Genomic DNA, 16600 nt, shown 5'->3' with positions numbered 1-16600 from the left:
CAGTCATGTCCGTATCCGGCGCATGTGTTGCACGGTGCCCCTTGTGACCCAACTGAACTGCCCCGCTATGTCGGCTTTGTTCGGTATGCCCTCAGGTCACTCCCCTGGGTGATCTGCCGCGTACGCATAGTCCGTTCGGGCCATTCAAGATTGGGCCCCAAGGGGGTGTTGCGCTGTGCCCACCTTCCGTAACGTCCTCAACTGGCAGCGGTGAATATGCCGCTGCCGCCGTGGGGGAGCCTCGATTCGGGAGAGGACGGCGCCGGCATGGGCTGGGTAACCGACTGGAGTGCGCAGGCAGCCTGCCGCACTACTGATCCGGATGAACTGTTCGTACAAGGGGCAGCGCAGAACAGGGCCAAGGCGGTGTGCACCGGATGTCCGGTGCGGACCGAGTGCCTGGCCGACGCGCTCGACAATCGCGTCGAGTTCGGCGTCTGGGGCGGAATGACGGAGCGGGAGCGACGCGCATTGCTGCGCAGACGCCCCACGGTCACGTCCTGGCGCAGACTGCTCGAGACCGCACGCACGGAATACGAGCGCAGCGCCGGGATTCTGCCCGTCGCCCTCGACGACGACGAGACCTACGAGGCGTACGCGGCGGTCGGCTAGCTGCCGGCTGCGGCGCCCGGTCGGCTACGGCCGGCCTTCCGCCTGGCGACAGGGCCGTGAGCGGCCCTCGTGGTGTCCGCCACGGGCGGCTGAGGCATGCCTTGCGGGCGTGCGCCTTGCTCGGTGCCTCGTGTACGGGTGTGACGTACCCGAAGCGACCGGTACGGGAACGCAGGGCCGTGCCGTCGTGCGTACGTACACACCGGCACACGGTGAACCGGGTGCCTGAAGCCGATCCCGTGCCTGTGCCCGTACCGCGGCGTCGACGCACCCGCGAGCCGGTGCACGGTCCGTGCGCCCTTGTGCGCCTACGCGGCTCCGGCGGAAGCGCTACCGCCCACGGCGAGACGGTCGCCGATGGCGCGCAGGCCCGCGAGATCGTGCACGTCGCCCGGGAGGGCGGGGACCTCGGCCACCGGCACCTCCGGGTGAAGTGCGGCGAAGCGATCACGCGTGCGCTGTTCGCGCGCGAGCACCTGCATCCGCTCGGCATGCAGACGCAGCAGACCGGCAGTCATCTCCTGCGTGGTCTGCCTCTCGGGACTCTTCGACTCTGCGGATTCTTCGGCGACTTGCGGCTGGACTTCGGGGGAGTGGCCCGCGGACGGCGATTCGGGAGAGACGGCCGCGGCGTCACGAACACCAGTCTTCCCGTGCCCCTGATCCACAATGCCGCCCTCGTCAAGATTTTCCGCCGCGGCGAGCGCCCGCTCCGCCGACAGCCGCGCGGCGCCGCTGACGTGCACCCGGTTGAGGACCAGGCCGGCGAGCGGCATGTCCTCCGCCGCCAGCCGCTCCACGAAGTACGCCGCCTCCCGCAGCGCGTCCCGCTCGGGGGCCGCGACCACCATGAACGCCGTCCCCGGGGCCTGGAGCAGTCGGTACGTCGCGTCCGCCCGGGTGCGGAACCCGCCGAACATCGTGTCCATCGCCGCCACGAACGTCTGCACGTCACGCAGCAGTTGGCCGCCCAGCAGCTTCCCCAGGGTGCCCGTCATCATCGACATGCCGACGTTGAGGAACTTCATCCCCGCCCGGCCGCCCATCTTCGCCGGGGCCATCAGCAGCTTGATGAACCTGCCGTCGAGGAAGGACCCCAGGCGCTTGGGAGCGTCGAGGAAATCCAGTGCCGAGCGTGACGGCGGGGTGTCCACGATGATCAGATCCCACTCGTCGCGTGCCCGCAGCTGACCCAGCTTCTCCATGGCCATGTACTCCTGTGTGCCGGCGAAACCGGCGGACAGGGACTGGTAGAAGGGGTTCTCCAGGATGGCGCGGGCCCGGTCCGCGTCCGCGTGCGCCTCGACGATCTCGTCGAAGGTCCGCTTCATGTCGAGCATCATGGCGTGCAGCTCCCCGCCGCCCTCGATGCCTTCGACCCGGCGCGGAGTGTTGTCGAGCGAGTCGATGCCCATGGACTGCGCCAGCCGCCGGGCCGGGTCGATGGTGAGGACGACCACCTTGCGGCCCCGCTCCGCCGCCCGTACGCCCAGCGCCGCGGCCGTCGTCGTCTTCCCGACGCCGCCGGCGCCGCAGCACACGATGATCCGGGTGGCCGGGTCGTCGATGAGCTGGTCGACCTCCAGCCGGGCCGATGCGTCCAGGGTCATGAGCCAGCCCCTTGCTTGCGCAGTTCTTTCGCCAGTTGGTAGAGCCCTGCCAGGTCGACTCCCTCGCTCAGCATGGGGAGTTCGTACGCGCCCAGCTCCAGGGTGTTGAGCGCCTTGCGCTGCTCCCGCTCGAGCTCCACCCGCTGCGCGTGTTCCGCCGCCTGTTCCAGCAGCGGGCCGACGAGCCCCGCGGCACCGGTGACGCCGGCGGCCGTGAGCGCCTTGGTGACGGCGGCGCGCCTGCCGTTCGCCGCGTCGTGCACCGCGTCCTCGTCGAGGAGGTGGGGACGGACCATGTTCACGATGGCGTTGCCCACCGGAAGGTCGGCGGCGCGGAGCTCGGCGACACCGTCGGCCGTCTCCTGGACCGGCATCTCCTCCAGGAGGGTGACCAGGTGGACGGCCGTCTCCGGTGACTTGAGGACCCGCATCACCGCCTGCGCCTGATTGTGTATCGGGCCGATCCGGGCCAGGCCCGCCACCTCGTCGTTGACGTTCAGGAAGCGGGTGATGCGGCCGGTGGGCGGCGCGTCCATGACCACGTAGTCATAGACGTACCGCCCTTGTTTGTCCCGGCGGCGCACCGCTTCGCAGGCCTTGCCGGTCAGGAGCACGTCGCGGACCCCGGGGGCGATGGTCGTCGCGAAGTCGATCGCGCCGATCTTCTTCAGGGCGCGTCCCGCGCTGCCGAGTTTGTAGAACATCTGGAGGTAGTCGAGGAGGGCGCGCTCGGCGTCGATGGCCAGCGCGAACACCTCACCGCCGCCCGAGGCGACGGCGATCTTGCGCTCCTCGTAAGGAAGGGCCTCCGTCTCGAACAGCTGGGCGATGCCCTGCCTGCCTTCGACCTCGACGAGAAGAGTCCGCTTTCCCTCTGTCGCGAGGGCGAGCGCGAGGGCAGCGGCCACCGTGGTCTTACCGGTACCGCCCTTGCCGCTGACGACCTGGAGCCTGCTCACGTATTCGAGCCTAACCAGTCGGACCCCGCGCTACGCACGAGGCTGCCTGCGGGCTGCGTCACGGACCGGGCCAAGGGTGCGGCTACAGTCGGCTCCATGACCAAGTGGGAATACGCGACCGTGCCGCTCCTCGTGCACGCGACGAAGCAGATTCTGGACACCTGGGGCGAGGACGGCTGGGAGCTGGTCCAGGTCGTGCCCGGGCCGAACAACCCCGAGCAGCTCGTGGCCTATCTGAAGCGGGAGAAGTCCTCGTGAGCGGCGTCGTCGACGCCAGGCTCGCCGAACTGGGGCTGACGCTCCCCGAGGTCGTGCCGCCGCTCGCCGCCTACCAGCCCGCCGTCGTCTCCGGGCCGTACGTCTACACCGCGGGCCAGCTCCCGATGGTGGAGGGCAAGCTCGCGGTCACCGGCAAGGTGGGCGCGGAGGTGACCCCGGAGGAGGCCAAGGAACTGGCGCGCACCTGTGCGCTGAACGCCCTGGCCGCCGTGAAGTCGGTCATCGGTGACCTGGACCGGATCGCGCGGGTCGTGAAGGTCGTCGGCTTCGTCGCCTCGGCCTCCGACTTCACAGGGCAGCCGGCAGTTCTCAACGGAGCGAGCGAACTGCTGGGCGAGGTGCTCGGCGACAAGGGCGTGCACGCCCGCAGCGCGGTGGGTGTCGCGGTGCTTCCGCTGGACGCCCCCGTCGAGGTCGAGATCCAGGTGGAGCTCGTCCAGGGCTGAGCCCGGCCGAACCCCCGGTGAGTACATGTACAGCCCCGCGCCCCCGGATCCCGGCGGACGCGGGGCCGTGGCCGTTCAGGGGGCAACGGCGCCGGCCGCATCGCGCCGAAGAAGACGTGGCCGACGGCTCGGCGGAGCAGAAGCCGGCGGACCCCGCAGCGGGCAGGAGGCTCTCGAACATCGGCGCGGAACCGCATAGCATCCGCCCATGTCCAATGGTCAGTGGTACCCGCCGGAATGGCCCGACCGTATCCGTGCACTCGCCGCCGGCGAGCTCACTGCCGTGGTCCCCAAGCGGGCCGCCACGGTGATGCTGCTGCGTGACATCGCGGACGGTACCGCTGTCCACATGCTGCGCCGACGCACCTCCATGGCCTTCGCCGGAGGCGCGTACGCGTACCCGGGCGGCGGTGTGGACCCGCGCGACGACCGGCCGGTGCGCTGGGCCGGCCCCTCCCTGGACGTCTGGGCGGAGCGCCTCGGCGTCGACGACACGGCGTCCGCGCAGGCCATCGTGTGTGCTGCGGTGCGCGAGACGTTCGAGGAGGCGGGCATCCTGCTGGCCGGCCGGACACCCGACACCGTGGTCGGGGACACGACGGGTGACGACTGGGAGGCCGACCGGCAGGCCCTCGTCGACCGGGGCATGTCCTTCGCGGACTTCATCGACCGCCGGGGCCTCGTGCTGCGGTCCGACCTGCTCGGCGCGTGGGCGCGCTGGATCACGCCGGAGTTCGAGCCGCGCCGCTACGACACCTGGTTCTTCGTGGCGGCCCTTCCCGAGGGCCAGCGCGCCCGCAACGTGTCGACCGAGGCGGAGTCCACGGTCTGGATCAGCCCTTCCGACGCCCTCGACGGGTACGACAAGGGCGAGCTGCTGATGATGCCGCCGACCGTCGCGACGCTGCGGACGCTCCAGGCGTTCCGTACGTCCGCCGAGGCACTGGCCGCGGCCGGGAGCCAGGACATGACCCCGGTGCTGGCCAAGGCCCGGCTCGAGGGCGGTGAGGTCGTCCTCAGCTGGCCGGGCCACGAGGAGTTCACCAAGCACGTCTCCACGGGAGGCCCGCGATGACCGACGCGGCCACTCTGCCGGGGCAGCCCCGCGGCGGTGTGCTGTCCGGGCCCGCCACCGCCCGTGCCGTCAACGTTCTCGCGCCGAACGCGTCCGCCATGACGCTCGACGGGACCAACACCTGGATCGTCTCGGAGCCGGATTCCGAGCTCGCGGTCGTCATCGATCCCGGACCGCTCGACGACACCCACCTGCGGGCCGTCATCGCCACGGCGGAACGCGCGGGCAAGCGGATCGCCCTCACCCTGCTCACCCACGGCCATCCCGACCACGCCGAAGGCGCGTCCCGCTTCGCGGAACTCACCGGCACGAACATCCGGGCCCTCGACCCGGCGCTGCGCCTCGGCGACGAAGGGCTCGCCCCCGGTGACGTGATCACCACGGGCGGCCTGGAGATGAGGGTCGTCCCCACACCCGGGCACACCGCGGACTCCCTCAGCTTCCACCTGCCGGCCGACCGGGCCGTGCTGACGGGCGACACGATCCTCGGCCGCGGCACGACGGTCGTCGCGCACCCCGAGGGGCGGCTCGGCGACTATCTCGACTCCCTGCGGCGGCTGCGCTCGCTCACCGTCGACGACGGCATCCACACCGTGCTGCCGGGCCATGGCCCGGTGCTCGACGACGCCCAGGGCGCCGTCGAGTACTACCTCGCACACCGTGCGACCCGGCTCGCCCAGGTGGAGACGGCGGTCGAGAACGGCCTGACCACGGCTTCCGAGGTGGTCGCCCAGGTCTACGCGGACGTGGACAGGTCGCTGTGGCCCGCCGCGGAGCTCTCCGTGCGCGCGCAGCTGGAGTACCTGCGGGACCACGGGCTCATCGGGCCCTGAAAGCCCGACCTGGGCGACCCGGCGGACAGGCGGTACCAGCCCCGGACATCCGGCCCGGTGCGGCCCGGCGGACCGGCCGCACCGCCCCTGGGAGCGGTCCTCGGCGCGGACGGAACCGGCCGGCCACCCCCCGGCGTCGTGGTGCGAGCGATGCTTTACGCTCCGCCTACTTCAGGCATCTGTTCCCCGGGGGGAAACCGTGTTCGTACTCTTCGTCATCCTCGTCATCGCCGCGGCGGTGATGTACCTCGTCGCCAGAGGCGGCGACAACAAGGGGCTCAAGCTCGGCGCGGTGGGGGCGCTCATCGCCGGCCTCTTCGCGGGCATGGCCAGCTGTGTCCACATCATCAGCGCCTACGAGGTCGGGGTGCCCGTCACCTTCGGCAAGGTCGGCTCGCCCATGAACTCCGGTATGAACATCACCTCGCCGTTCACCAACGTCACCACCTTCTCCACCCGCCCCGTGGACCTCAACCTGTCCGACAAGGACGTGGTCGAGGTGCGTTCCTCGCAGGGCGGCGTGATGTACGTGGAGGTCACCGTGAAGTGGGCGGTCACTCCGGCGAAGGCGGTCGAGCTCTATCGGCTCGCCGGCAGTGAGGACGCCATCCAGCAGCGCCTGGTCTTCCCCGACAGCCGGGAGATCATCCGTAACGTCTTCGCCCGTCACACGAGCGAGGAGGGCTACACCTCCGCGCGAGAGAAGATCAACGCGGAGATCGGCGACCTGATCAAGGAGCGGCTGGCGCCCCGCGGCATCGCCGTCACCACCGTCAACCTGCGCAATGTGCGGCCGTCCGAGCAGCTGCAGGAGCAGATCGACCGCAAGATCCAGCAGCAGCAGGCCACCGAGCGGGCGACGGAGGCGGCGCGGACCGCCACGGCGGAGGCCGAGCGCCGCCGGATCGAGGCCGAGGGCATCGCCAAGGCCAACAAGATCCTCAACGACTCGCTCAGCGACAGGGTGCTCGCCAACCAGTGCATCGAGGCCTTCAAGGAGGCGGCGGCGAAGAACCCCGTGTACGCCGTGCCGTGCGGCACCGGCACCGGGAACCCGCTGATCGTGGACGGCAGCAAGAGGTGAACAGCGCACGAGGGGCCGCCCGCGTGATGCGGGCGGCCCCTCGTGCATGTGCTCGGCGCACGCCTGCCGGGCGCGCCCGGCGGTGTTGATCAGCGGGAGCGCTTGGCCAGTCGCTCGACGTCCAGCAGGATCACCGCACGGGCCTCCAGGCGCAGCCAGCCGCGCTGCGCGAAGTCGGCCAGCGCCTTGTTCACGGTCTCGCGGGAGGCGCCGACCAGCTGGGCCAGCTCTTCCTGAGTGAGGTCGTGGACGACGTGGATGCCCTCCTCCGACTGCACGCCGAAACGGCGCGACAGGTCGAGGAGCGCACGGGCGACACGGCCCGGCACGTCGGAGAAGACCAGGTCGGACATCTGGTCGTTGGTCTTGCGGAGCCGGCGGGCGACCGCGCGCAGCAGTGCCGTCGCCACCTCGGGCCGGACGTTCAGCCAGGGCTGGAGGTCCCCGTGGCCGAGGCCGAGGAGCTTGACCTCGGTGAGGGCGGTGGCGGTCGCGGTGCGCGGCCCGGGGTCGAAGAGGGACAGCTCACCGATCAGCTCGCCGGGGCCGAGGACCGCCAGCATGTTCTCGCGGCCGTCGGGGGAGGTGCGGTGCAGCTTGACCTTGCCTTCGGTGACCACGTAGAGGCGGTCGCCCGGTTCGCCCTCGTGGAAGAGCGCGTCGCCGCGGGCGAGCGTCGCTTCACTCATCGAGGCGCGGAGCTCCGCGGCCTGCTCGTCATCGAGCGCCGCGAAGAGCGGGGCGCGCCGCAGAACGTCGTCCACGAGTTCTCTCCTTGTCGACCTGCTCAGGGGACGTTGGTCCCATGATGCCGGACTGTGCTGTGCCGGCCCGGGGACACTGTGCCCCGTGGGGCGCCACCGGGGAACGGACCCCGGTAGTAAACAATCGTGCGATCAATCACAACAAGTTTGACGTACCGGCGCGTCTCTCCCTACGGCAGGGGCCCGATCGGGGCCGGATTACGGGGGACCGGGGCGGATGTCGGTGGTGGCCTTTAGGCTGGCCGGGTGTCCAATTCGCCGGTGAGAGCACAGGCCGAGGGGGCTGGCAGCGTGTCCGGTAAGCAGAATTCCGCCGTGGGCGAACAGCAGCCGCCCAGCTCCGGCAAAAGGAAGAAAACGCCCAAACCGGAATCGCGACTGGCCATGGTCCGGCGTGCCCGCCGCATCAATCGCGAGCTCGCCGAGGTGTATCCGTACGCCCATCCGGAGCTCGACTTCGAGAACGCCTTCCAGCTGCTGATCGCCACGGTCCTGTCCGCGCAGACCACCGACCTCCGGGTCAACCAGACCACGCCCGCGCTGTTCGCCAAGTACCCCACGCCGGAGGATCTGGCGGCGGCGCAGCCGGAGGAGGTCGAGGAGCTCATCCGCCCGACCGGCTTCTTCCGCGCCAAGACCAAGTCGATCATGGGTCTGTCCGCCGCCATCCGTGACAACTTCGGCGGGGAGGTCCCCGGCCGGCTGGAAGACCTGGTCACCCTGCCCGGCGTGGGCCGCAAGACCGCCTTCGTCGTCCTCGGCAACGCCTTCGGCGTCCCCGGCATCACCGTGGACACCCACTTCATGAGGCTCGCCCGGCGCTGGAAGTGGACCGACCAGGACGACCCGGTGAAGATCGAGGCGGAGATCGCCACGATCTTCCCCAAGAGCGAGTGGACGATGCTCTCCCACCGGGTGATCTTCCACGGCCGGCGTATCTGCCACTCGCGCCGGCCCGCCTGCGGCGCCTGCCCGATCACCCACCTCTGCCCCGCCTACGGGGAGGGCGAGACCGACCCGGAGAAGGCCAGGAAGCTCCTGAAGTACGAGATGGGCGGCAGGCCCGGCCAGCGGCTCAAGCCGCCCCCGGACTACCCCGGCGAACCGGCACCCGCCATGGGTGCGATCGAGTGACACCACCACCGCCGACGGAACGATCGAGGCACTCCGGCGCGTTGCCCGTGAGGGGGTGCCGATGACACGCACAGGAGAAGACACGTACCAGCGGTTCGAACAACACGACGACGGCAAGGTGGTCGTCGACGGTGACGTGGTCGTCACCACCGAAGGGCTGCCCGACTGGCTGGGGCCCGTCGTGCACGCGGCGGAGACCGTCGAGCCGCACCAGCTCAGCCGGTTCCTGCCGCCGGAGAGCGGCCACGGCCGTCAGTCCGCCGTCCTCGTCCTGTTCGGCGAGGGGGCACGGGGTCCGGAGCTGCTGCTCATGGAGCGGGCGGGCACCCTTCGCTCGCACGCCGGGCAGCCCTCCTTCCCCGGCGGCGCGCTCGACCCGGAGGACGGAGACCCGGCGACCACGGGCCCGCTGCGCGCCGCGCTGCGGGAGGCCGAGGAGGAGACCGGGCTCGACCCCGCGGGGGTGCAGACCTTCGGCGTGCTGCCCAAGCTCTACATCCCGGTGAGCAGTTTCGTCGTGACGCCCGTACTGGGATGGTGGCGCACCCCGAGCCCGGTCGGAGCGGTCGATCCCGCCGAGACCGCGCGGGTCTTCACCGTGCCCGTGGCAGATCTCACGGACCCGGCCAACCGTGCGACGGCCGTGCACCCGCGCGGTCACGCAGGGCCCGCTTTCACGGTCGAAGGCGCTCTGGTCTGGGGTTTCACGGCCGGAGTCATCGACCGGATCCTGCACTTCGCAGGCTGGGAACGACCATGGGACCGCTCCAAGGAGGTCCCGCTCGACTGGCACGCATGACAGGCTGACCCAGTGATGCGCTCCCCGGCGGGGGCGTCACGTCCGAAGCGGCAGTGCGCCGTGGCCACACCCCAGCCGGACAGAGCACCGGCGACGACACTGCGAGGCATTTGACGGTGAACGTGCTGGACATCCTGTTGCTGGTCGCCGCCGTGTGGTTCGCGATCGTCGGCTATCGCCAGGGCTTCGTCGTCGGCATCCTCTCGGTGATCGGCTTCCTCGGCGGCGGACTCGTCGCGGTCTACCTGCTCCCGGTGATCTGGGGCGCGCTGACCGAGGACTCCGAAGTGTCCACCACCGCCGCGATAGTCGCCGTCGTCATCGTGATCGTCTGTGCTTCCGTCGGCCAGGCCTTCACGACCCACCTCGGCAACAAGCTGCGCCGGTTCATCACCTGGTCGCCCGCCCGCGCGTTGGACGCCACCGGCGGCGCCCTGGTCAACGTCGTGGCGATGCTGCTGGTCGCCTGGCTGATCGGCTCGGCGCTCGCCGGCACCTCGCTGCCCACCCTGGGCAAGGAGGTGCGCAATTCGAAGGTGCTGCTCGGGGTGTCCCGTGTGATGCCCGATCAGGCCAACACGTGGTTCACGGACTTCTCCTCGGTGCTCGCCCAGAACGGCTTCCCGCAGGTCTTCAGCCCCTTCGCCAACGAGCCCATCACCGAGGTCCAGGCACCCGACCCGGCGCTCGTCGGCAGCCCCGTCGCTGCGCGTGCCAAGCAGTCCATCGTCAAGGTCGTCGGCACCGCCCCGAGCTGCGGCAAGGTCCTGGAAGGCACCGGCTTCGTCTTCGACGAGCGCCGCGTGATGACCAACGCCCATGTCGTCGGAGGCGTCGACGAGCCGACCGTGCAGATCGGTGGTGAGGGCCGCCTCTACGACGCCAAGGTGGTCCTCTACGACTGGGAGCGCGACATCGCCGTCCTGGACGTGCCCGACCTCGAGGCGCGCCCGCTGGAGTTCACGGACTTCGAGGAGGGCGACGCCCGCAGCGGCGACAGCGCCATCGTCGCCGGCTTCCCCGAGAACGGCTCGTACGACGTGCGCTCCGCCCGCGTCCGCGGCCGCATCAACGCCAACGGCCCCGACATCTACCACCGTGGCACCGTTCGCCGCGACGTGTACTCACTGTTCGCGACGGTGCGACAGGGCAACTCCGGCGGCCCGCTGCTCACCACGGACGGCAAGGTCTACGGAGTCATCTTCGCCAGGTCCCTCGACGACGCCGACACCGGTTACGCCCTGACGGCCGACGAGATCCGCGAGGACATCAGGCTCGGCAGCACCGCCAACCAGCAGGTCGACAGCCAGGGCTGCGCCCTCTAGAAGGCGGCGGGGAAGAGCGGAACCCCGCGGACACGCCCTGTTGCAGAGGCGGTCAGTCCCGGGGATGGTGCCGCAGGCGCGCGGACACCCAGCGTGCACGGCGCTTCAGGATGCGCGGGATCCCCATCCCCTGGCCCGGAGGGGCGTGATCCTCGCTCGGAAGTCCACCTGTCTCGTGGATGATCGGCCTGCCGGCCGAGCGGCGGTTGCGTGCTGCGTCACCGTAGTCGTGCGTCCAGCCCATACCCGGACGTGTGCCCGTGCCCCATGGTCGGTAACCGTCCAGTGGGCCGCCAATTGGCCTATGCGGCAGGCATGTGGCTGTTCGCAGGACAAAAGTTCTCGCGCTGTGCGAATCGCCCCGGGGGCCTAACGGTCCGGCTCCGGATCCTTGAGCCAGCTGATCAGCTCGTTCGAGAACGCCACCGGATCCTCTTCGTGCGGGAAGTGGCCCAGACCGTCGAACAGCCGCCACCGGTACGGCGCTTCGACGTACTCGCCGGAACCTGCCGCACTGCGCGTACGCATCGCCGGATCGAGCGAACCGTGCAGATGCAGGGTGGGCACCCGCACCGGCCGCTTCATCCTGCGGTTGAACTGGATCCCGTCGGGCCGTGCCAGCGACCGCACCATCCAGCGGTAGGGCTCGATCGAGCAGTGCGCCGTCGAAGGGATGCACATGGCCCGCCGGTAGACGTCGACCGCCTCCTCCTCGAGCGGCTTCGGCCCGGACCAGCTTTCGAGCAACTCGCCGACCAACGCCGCGTCGTCCGCCACCAGTTGCCGCTCCGGGATCCACGGGCGCTGGAAGCCCCACACATAGGAACCCGCGCGGCTCTGCGCGAAGTCGGACAGCATCGCCGAGCGCCACCGCCGGGGATGCGGCATCGAGGAGACCGCGAGCCGGCGCACCAGCTTGGGTCGCATCACCGCGGCCGTCCAGGCCAGGTAGCCGCCCAGGTCGTGCCCCACCAGCGCCGCGTCGGGCTCACCCAACGACCGCACGACACCGGTGATGTCGAGCGCAAGGTTGGCGGGGTCGTAGCCCCGTGGCGTCCGGTCGCTGCCGCCGACGCCACGCAGGTCCATCGCGACGGCCCGGTAGCCCGCGTCGGCGAGCGCCGTCAGCTGGTGCCGCCATGTCCACCAGAACTGCGGAAAACCGTGCAGCAGCATCACCAACGGTCCGTCGCCCATCTCGGCGATGTGGAAACGGGCACCGTTGGCGGCCACGTCGCGGTGCGTCCAGGGGCCGTCGAGGCGTGCGGGGCTACCGAGGGCGGCGAGGCCGCCGGGGCCGGAATCAGGGACCGTCATGCTGATGAGCGTCCCACAACGCGGCGCACCGCGTTCGCGACCCTCCTGCCGAGGATCACGCCGAAACCTTGTCCGAAACCCGGTCCGACACGGTGCTTCCGGAACCCTTGGTCAGCTCCACGCGGCGGGGATGCGGCTTGGCATTGCCCAGTACGGCGGCCGTCTCCTTGGCGGAAGCGACCGTCTTCTGCGGGCCCTTGCCCTTCTTCGCCTTCTTGACGAAGATCACGCCGATCAGGGCGAGGAGTCCCGCCACGATGACATTGGCCGCGAACGAGAGCAGGAAGCAGTACGCCAGATCCCAGCCGCCGCTCCACATGCGGATGAAGTAGGCGAGCGCGAAGCTCAGCATCGGCAGCGAGAAGATCAGCACCGCGCCGGCCGCGGTGAACGCGGCGCCCCCGACCCCGGCCTTTTTCGCGTCCTGCCGCAGCTGGGCCTTGGCCAGCGCGATCTCGTCGTGTACCAGCGCGGACATCTCGGCGGTCGCCGAGGCGACCAGCTGGCCGAGACTGCGGTCGGCGCCGACAGCGTTCGCTGTGGTGTTGCCGGGGTCGCTCATCGCTGACTCCCTCTCCTCTTCCACGGGGCCGGTGTTTGTACGGTCCGATGTCAGATCATGCCGGACTGTCGCCGCCGTCGCTCGACACCCCGGCCGCTTCCGCCTTTCTGCGGTGCTCGGCCGCCTTCTCCTCGTAGATCGCGGCCATCCTCAGGTGGTACGCCGGGTCGTCCTGCTCGTAGATGTCAGGGATGCCGGACATGTCCTCATCGCGCTCCTCCTCGGCTGCCAGCGCCTGATACACGCGTACCCGGCGCTTGAGCAGAACAGCGGCGAGAATGGCGGCGATCAGCGAGCCCATCAGGACCGAGGCCTTTACCTGGTCCGTCAATGTCGCGTCGCCGCTGAAGGCGAGTTCGCCGATGAGCAGCGAGACGGTGAAGCCGATGCCTGCCAGCGTGGCGAGGGCCAGAACGTCGGGCCAGGCGAGGTCCTCGTTGAGTTCGGCCTTGGTGAAGCGTGCGGCCAGCCAGGTCCCGCCGAAGATGCCGAGCGCCTTGCCGACCACCAGACCGAGGACGACACCGAGGGTCTCCGGCTGGGTGAAGACGTCACTGAGGGACTCGCCGGTGACGGCCACACCCGCGGAGAACAGCGCGAACAGCGGCACGGCGACGCCCGCGGACAGCGGTCGCACCAGATGCTCGATGTGCTCACCCGGTGACTGCTCCTCGCCCTCGCGCCGGCTGCAGCGCAGCATCAGGCCCATCGCGACACCGGCGATGGTGGCGTGGACGCCGCTGTTGTACATCAGGCCCCACACCACGAGAGCCAGCGGCACGTACACGAACCAGCCGCGCACGCCCTTGCGCAGCAGGAGCCAGAACACGACGAGGCCCGCGAAGGCGCCGCCCAGGGCCGCGAAATTCAGGTCGTCCGTGAAGAAGACCGCGATGATCAGGATCGCGAAGAGGTCGTCGACGACCGCGAGGGTCAGCAGGAAGGCGCGCAGCGCCGACGGCAGCGACGTGCCGATGACCGCGAGGACGGCGAGCGCGAAGGCGATGTCGGTGGCGGTCGGGACGGCCCATCCGGCGGCGGAACCGCCACCGATGGTGGTGACGGCGAGGTAGACGAGCGCGGGCATCGCCATGCCGCAGAGGGCGGCGATCACCGGCAGGGCGGCGGCCTTCGGGTCGCGCAGCTCGCCGGCGACCAGTTCGCGCTTCAGCTCTATGCCGGCGACGAAGAAGAAGATCGCGAGCAGCCCGTCGGCCGCCCAGTGCTCGATCGACAGGTCGAGGCCCAGCGACGCGGGCCCGATGTGGAAGTCGCTCACCGCGGTGTAGCTGTCGCCCAGCGGAGTGTTCGCCCAGATCAGCGCGGCGACCGCGGCGAGCAGCAGGAGCACTCCGCCGACCGTCTCGGTGCGCAAGGCGTCCGCGACGTAGTTCCGCTCCGGCAGGGAGAGACGTCCGAGGACCTTGCGGGGGGTGGGGCTGGGCGCGGCCACGAGATGGGACCTCCGTGCTGGTGGGCAGGACAAAACACTTGCCGACCAGACTTCCCGGCGCACCTTGAATTGCTCATGGCGTCACTGACGCGTCCTTCACTCTACAGAAGGCCGTCCCGGGCGTCCGGGGCGCGGAGCCGTGAGCACGAACGGGCCCCCGGTGCGTCCGGGGGCCCGCTCATCGAATCACCGCAGGTCAGTCCTCACTGGGTGCGCTGGGGAGCTTCGACTGGATCAGATCCATCACGGAGGAGTCCGTCAGCGTGGTGACGTCTCCCAGCTGGCGGTTCTCGGCGACGTCGCGCAGCAGTCGGCGCATGATCTTGCCGGAGCGGGTCTTCGGCAGTTCGGCCACCGGGAGGACCCGCTTGGGCTTCGCGATCGGGCCGAGCGTCGTGCCGACGTGGTTGCGCAGGTCGTTGACGAGGTTGTCGTCCTCGCTCGCGGAACCGCGGAGGATCACGAAGGCGACGATGGCCTGCCCCGTGGTCTCGTCCGTGGCGCCCACGACCGCGGCCTCGGCGACCTTCGGGTGCGAGACGAGGGCGGACTCCACCTCGGTGGTCGAGATGTTGTGCCCGGACACCAGCATCACGTCGTCGACCCGGCCGAGCAGCCAGATGTCGCCGTCGTCGTCCTTCTTGGCGCCGTCACCCGCGAAGTACTTGCCCTCGAAGCGCGACCAGTAGGTGTCGAGGAAGCGCTGGTCGTCGCCCCAGATGGTGCGCAGCATCGACGGCCACGGCTCGGTGAGGACCAGGTAACCGCCGCCGCCGTCGGGAACCTCGTTCGCCTCGTCGTCCACGACGGTGGCCGAGATGCCGGGCAGCGGGCGCTGCGCCGAACCGGGCTTCGCCGCGGTGACGCCGGGCAGCGGCGAGATCATCATCGCGCCCGTCTCCGTCTGCCACCAGGTGTCCACGACCGGGGTCTTGCCGCCGCCGATGTTCTCCCGGTACCAGATCCACGCCTCCGGGTTGATCGGCTCGCCGACGGAACCGAGGACGCGCAGGCTGCTCAGGTCGAACTTGGCGGGGATCTCGTCGCCCCACTTCATGAACGTACGGATCGCGGTGGGCGCGGTGTAGAGGATCGTGACGCCGTACTTCTGCACGATCTCCCAGAAACGGCCCTGGTGCGGGGTGTCGGGGGTGCCCTCGTACATCACCTGCGTCGCACCGTTGGCGAGCGGGCCGTACACGATGTACGAGTGGCCGGTCACCCAGCCGATGTCGGCCGTGCACCAGTAGACGTCCGTCTCGGGCTTGAGATCGAACACGGCGTGGTGCGTGTAGGCCGTCTGGGTGAGGTAGCCGCCCGACGTGTGCAGGATGCCCTTCGGCTTACCCGTCGTGCCCGAGGTGTAGAGGATGAAGAGCGGGTGCTCGGCGTCGAACGGCTCGGGGGTGTGCTCGGCGGACTGCCGGCCGACGATGTCGTGCCACCACACGTCACGGCCCTCGGTGAAGGCGGTCTCCTGGCCGGTGCGCTGCACGACGAGCACGTGCTCGACCTGCGGGCAGCGGCTGACCGCCTCGTCGATCGCGGGCTTGAGGGCGCTCGGCTTGCCACGGCGGTAGCCGCCGTCGGAGGTGATGACGAGCTTGGCGTCGGCGTCCTGGATACGTGAGGCGACCGCGTCCGCGGAGAAACCGCCGAAGACCACCGAGTGCGCGGCGCCGATGCGGGCGCAGGCCAGCATCGCGACGGCCGCCTCGGGAATCATCGGCAGGTAGACGGCCACCCGGTCGCCCTTGCGGACGCCCAGCTCGAGCAGGGCGTTGGCGGCCTTGGAGACCTCGTCCTTGAGCTCGGCGTAGGTGATGGCGCGTCCGTCGCCGGGCTCGCCCTCGAAGTGGATGGCGACCCGGTCGCCGTTGCCCGCCTCGACGTGGCGGTCCACGCAGTTGTAAGCCACGTTCAGCTTGCCGTCGGCGAACCACTTCGCGAAGGGCGGGTTGGTCCAGTCGAGGGTCTCGGTCGGCTCGGTGGCCCAGCTGAGCCGACGCGCCTGCTCGGCCCAGAAGCCAAGCCTGTCCGCCGCGGCCTGTTCGTACGCCTCCGCCGTCACGTTGGCGTTCGCTGCCAGCTCGGCCGGCGGGGGGAACCGCCGCTCTTCCTTAAGAAGGTTGGCCAGGCTCTCGTTGCTCACGACATCTCCCTTTCTCAGGGCGTCTTCTGTGCGTATGTGTCCCAGGCCATAGCTCATCAGCCGAAAGGCCGGGTGACAAGGGCCTTCCGGATATTGGTTTAGACCTGTGGGCACCCCTCGTCCCCGGGCGGTGGGGACGAGGGGCCACACGTTCTCACGGACGAGGACCGCGCGCGGTTCATCCGTGACGTCCAGG

17 protein-coding genes are annotated in these 16600 nt (G+C 70.0%); 9 read left to right on the top strand and 8 right to left on the bottom strand.

The features are described from left to right. Window positions 1-267 precede the first annotated feature (267 nt). A complete protein-coding gene (locus tag SPRI_RS17430; RefSeq protein ID WP_050791514.1) occupies window positions 268-612 on the top strand; it encodes a WhiB family transcriptional regulator in 345 nt (114 codons plus the stop codon). 308 nt (window positions 613-920) lie between these two features. On the opposite strand, the gene SPRI_RS17425 is transcribed toward SPRI_RS17430, so the two are convergent. Together SPRI_RS17425 and SPRI_RS17420 are read right to left on the bottom strand one after the other, a co-directional pair. Then, the gene (locus tag SPRI_RS17425; RefSeq protein ID WP_005314437.1) at window positions 921-2222 is read right to left on the bottom strand and encodes an ArsA family ATPase; all 1302 of its coding nucleotides are present in this window, start codon (window positions 2220-2222) and stop codon (window positions 921-923) included. Further along, on the bottom strand, window positions 2219-3181 hold the full coding sequence (locus SPRI_RS17420) for an ArsA family ATPase (protein WP_037774112.1): 963 nt from the start codon (window positions 3179-3181) through the stop codon (window positions 2219-2221). Before SPRI_RS17420 ends, SPRI_RS17425 begins: the two co-directional genes overlap by 4 nt. A gap of 96 nt (window positions 3182-3277) precedes the next feature. On the opposite strand from SPRI_RS17420, the gene SPRI_RS38035 reads away from it, so the two are divergent. The 5 genes from SPRI_RS38035 to SPRI_RS17400 all read left to right on the top strand — a co-directional run bounded on the left by SPRI_RS38035 (window position 3278) and on the right by SPRI_RS17400 (window position 6898). Then, window positions 3278-3439 carry a DUF4177 domain-containing protein gene (locus tag SPRI_RS38035; protein ID WP_005314434.1) on the top strand — a complete coding sequence of 54 codons (162 nt, stop codon included), beginning with the start codon at window positions 3278-3280 and terminating at the stop codon, window positions 3437-3439. Next, window positions 3436-3906, top strand: a complete 471-nt coding sequence (locus SPRI_RS17415) for a RidA family protein (RefSeq protein ID WP_005314433.1) — start codon at window positions 3436-3438, stop codon at window positions 3904-3906. Before SPRI_RS38035 ends, SPRI_RS17415 begins: the two co-directional genes overlap by 4 nt. A gap of 208 nt (window positions 3907-4114) precedes the next feature. Then, a complete protein-coding gene (locus SPRI_RS17410) occupies window positions 4115-4981 on the top strand; it encodes an NUDIX hydrolase (RefSeq protein WP_005314431.1) in 867 nt (288 codons plus the stop codon). Next, window positions 4978-5814, top strand: coding sequence for an MBL fold metallo-hydrolase (locus tag SPRI_RS17405; RefSeq protein WP_005314429.1), 837 nt, complete (start codon window positions 4978-4980; stop codon window positions 5812-5814). Before SPRI_RS17410 ends, SPRI_RS17405 begins: the two co-directional genes overlap by 4 nt. Window positions 5815-6013: 199 nt before the next feature. After that, entirely contained in the window at window positions 6014-6898 is an 885-nt protein-coding gene (locus SPRI_RS17400) for a prohibitin family protein (protein ID WP_005314427.1), read from the top strand. A gap of 89 nt (window positions 6899-6987) precedes the next feature. On the opposite strand, the gene SPRI_RS17395 is transcribed toward SPRI_RS17400, so the two are convergent. Then, entirely contained in the window at window positions 6988-7662 is a 675-nt protein-coding gene (locus SPRI_RS17395) for a Crp/Fnr family transcriptional regulator (protein WP_005314425.1), read from the bottom strand. A gap of 315 nt (window positions 7663-7977) precedes the next feature. On the opposite strand from SPRI_RS17395, the gene nth reads away from it, so the two are divergent. From nth to SPRI_RS17380, 3 genes are all read left to right on the top strand, one after another. Further along, entirely contained in the window at window positions 7978-8796 is an 819-nt protein-coding gene (nth, locus tag SPRI_RS17390; protein ID WP_234020391.1) for an endonuclease III, read from the top strand. A gap of 61 nt (window positions 8797-8857) precedes the next feature. Beyond that, on the top strand, window positions 8858-9595 hold the full coding sequence (locus SPRI_RS17385) for an NUDIX hydrolase (RefSeq protein ID WP_005314420.1): 738 nt from the start codon (window positions 8858-8860) through the stop codon (window positions 9593-9595). Between the two features lie 116 nt (window positions 9596-9711). Beyond that, entirely contained in the window at window positions 9712-10920 is a 1209-nt protein-coding gene (locus SPRI_RS17380; RefSeq protein ID WP_005314418.1) for a MarP family serine protease, read from the top strand. A 52-nt stretch (window positions 10921-10972) separates the two neighbouring features. On the opposite strand, the gene SPRI_RS39380 is transcribed toward SPRI_RS17380, so the two are convergent. From SPRI_RS39380 to acs, 5 genes are all read right to left on the bottom strand, one after another. Next, window positions 10973-11164, bottom strand: a complete 192-nt coding sequence (locus tag SPRI_RS39380) for a hypothetical protein (protein WP_005314416.1) — start codon at window positions 11162-11164, stop codon at window positions 10973-10975. Window positions 11165-11289: 125 nt separating this feature from the next. After that, window positions 11290-12237: an alpha/beta fold hydrolase gene (locus SPRI_RS17375; protein ID WP_005314415.1), complete on the bottom strand. Its 948-nt coding sequence runs from the start codon at window positions 12235-12237 to the stop codon at window positions 11290-11292. Window positions 12238-12292: 55 nt separating this feature from the next. Continuing rightward, window positions 12293-12799 carry a phage holin family protein gene (locus SPRI_RS17370; RefSeq protein ID WP_005314413.1) on the bottom strand — a complete coding sequence of 169 codons (507 nt, stop codon included), beginning with the start codon at window positions 12797-12799 and terminating at the stop codon, window positions 12293-12295. Window positions 12800-12854: 55 nt separating this feature from the next. Continuing rightward, entirely contained in the window at window positions 12855-14252 is a 1398-nt protein-coding gene (nhaA, locus tag SPRI_RS17365; protein WP_005314411.1) for a Na+/H+ antiporter NhaA, read from the bottom strand. A gap of 196 nt (window positions 14253-14448) precedes the next feature. Further along, window positions 14449-16404: an acetate--CoA ligase gene (acs, locus tag SPRI_RS17360; RefSeq protein ID WP_005314408.1), complete on the bottom strand. Its 1956-nt coding sequence runs from the start codon at window positions 16402-16404 to the stop codon at window positions 14449-14451. Window positions 16405-16600 lie beyond the last annotated feature (196 nt).

The sequence above is a fragment of the Streptomyces pristinaespiralis genome, from assembly GCF_001278075.1.
Taxonomy (GTDB): Bacteria; Actinomycetota; Actinomycetes; order Streptomycetales; family Streptomycetaceae; genus Streptomyces; species Streptomyces pristinaespiralis.
Note: the sequence above shows the minus strand (reverse complement) of the source record. Positions and strands in the feature narration are given on the sequence as shown.

What these genes read in the sequence shown, in the direction of transcription:
- SPRI_RS17430 (WP_050791514.1), top strand. Translation starts at nt 268, where the DNA reads ATGGGCTGGGTAACCGACTGGAGTGCGCAGGCAGCCTGCCGCACTACT.
- SPRI_RS17425 (WP_005314437.1), bottom strand. Translation starts at nt 2,222, where the DNA reads ATGACCCTGGACGCATCGGCCCGGCTGGAGGTCGACCAGCTCATCGAC.
- SPRI_RS38035 (WP_005314434.1), top strand. Translation starts at nt 3,278, where the DNA reads ATGACCAAGTGGGAATACGCGACCGTGCCGCTCCTCGTGCACGCGACG.
- SPRI_RS17410 (WP_005314431.1), top strand. Translation starts at nt 4,115, where the DNA reads ATGTCCAATGGTCAGTGGTACCCGCCGGAATGGCCCGACCGTATCCGT.
- SPRI_RS17405 (WP_005314429.1), top strand. Translation starts at nt 4,978, where the DNA reads ATGACCGACGCGGCCACTCTGCCGGGGCAGCCCCGCGGCGGTGTGCTG.
- SPRI_RS17385 (WP_005314420.1), top strand. Translation starts at nt 8,858, where the DNA reads ATGACACGCACAGGAGAAGACACGTACCAGCGGTTCGAACAACACGAC.
- SPRI_RS39380 (WP_005314416.1), bottom strand. Translation starts at nt 11,164, where the DNA reads ATGGGCTGGACGCACGACTACGGTGACGCAGCACGCAACCGCCGCTCG.
- SPRI_RS17375 (WP_005314415.1), bottom strand. Translation starts at nt 12,237, where the DNA reads ATGACGGTCCCTGATTCCGGCCCCGGCGGCCTCGCCGCCCTCGGTAGC.
- SPRI_RS17370 (WP_005314413.1), bottom strand. Translation starts at nt 12,799, where the DNA reads ATGAGCGACCCCGGCAACACCACAGCGAACGCTGTCGGCGCCGACCGC.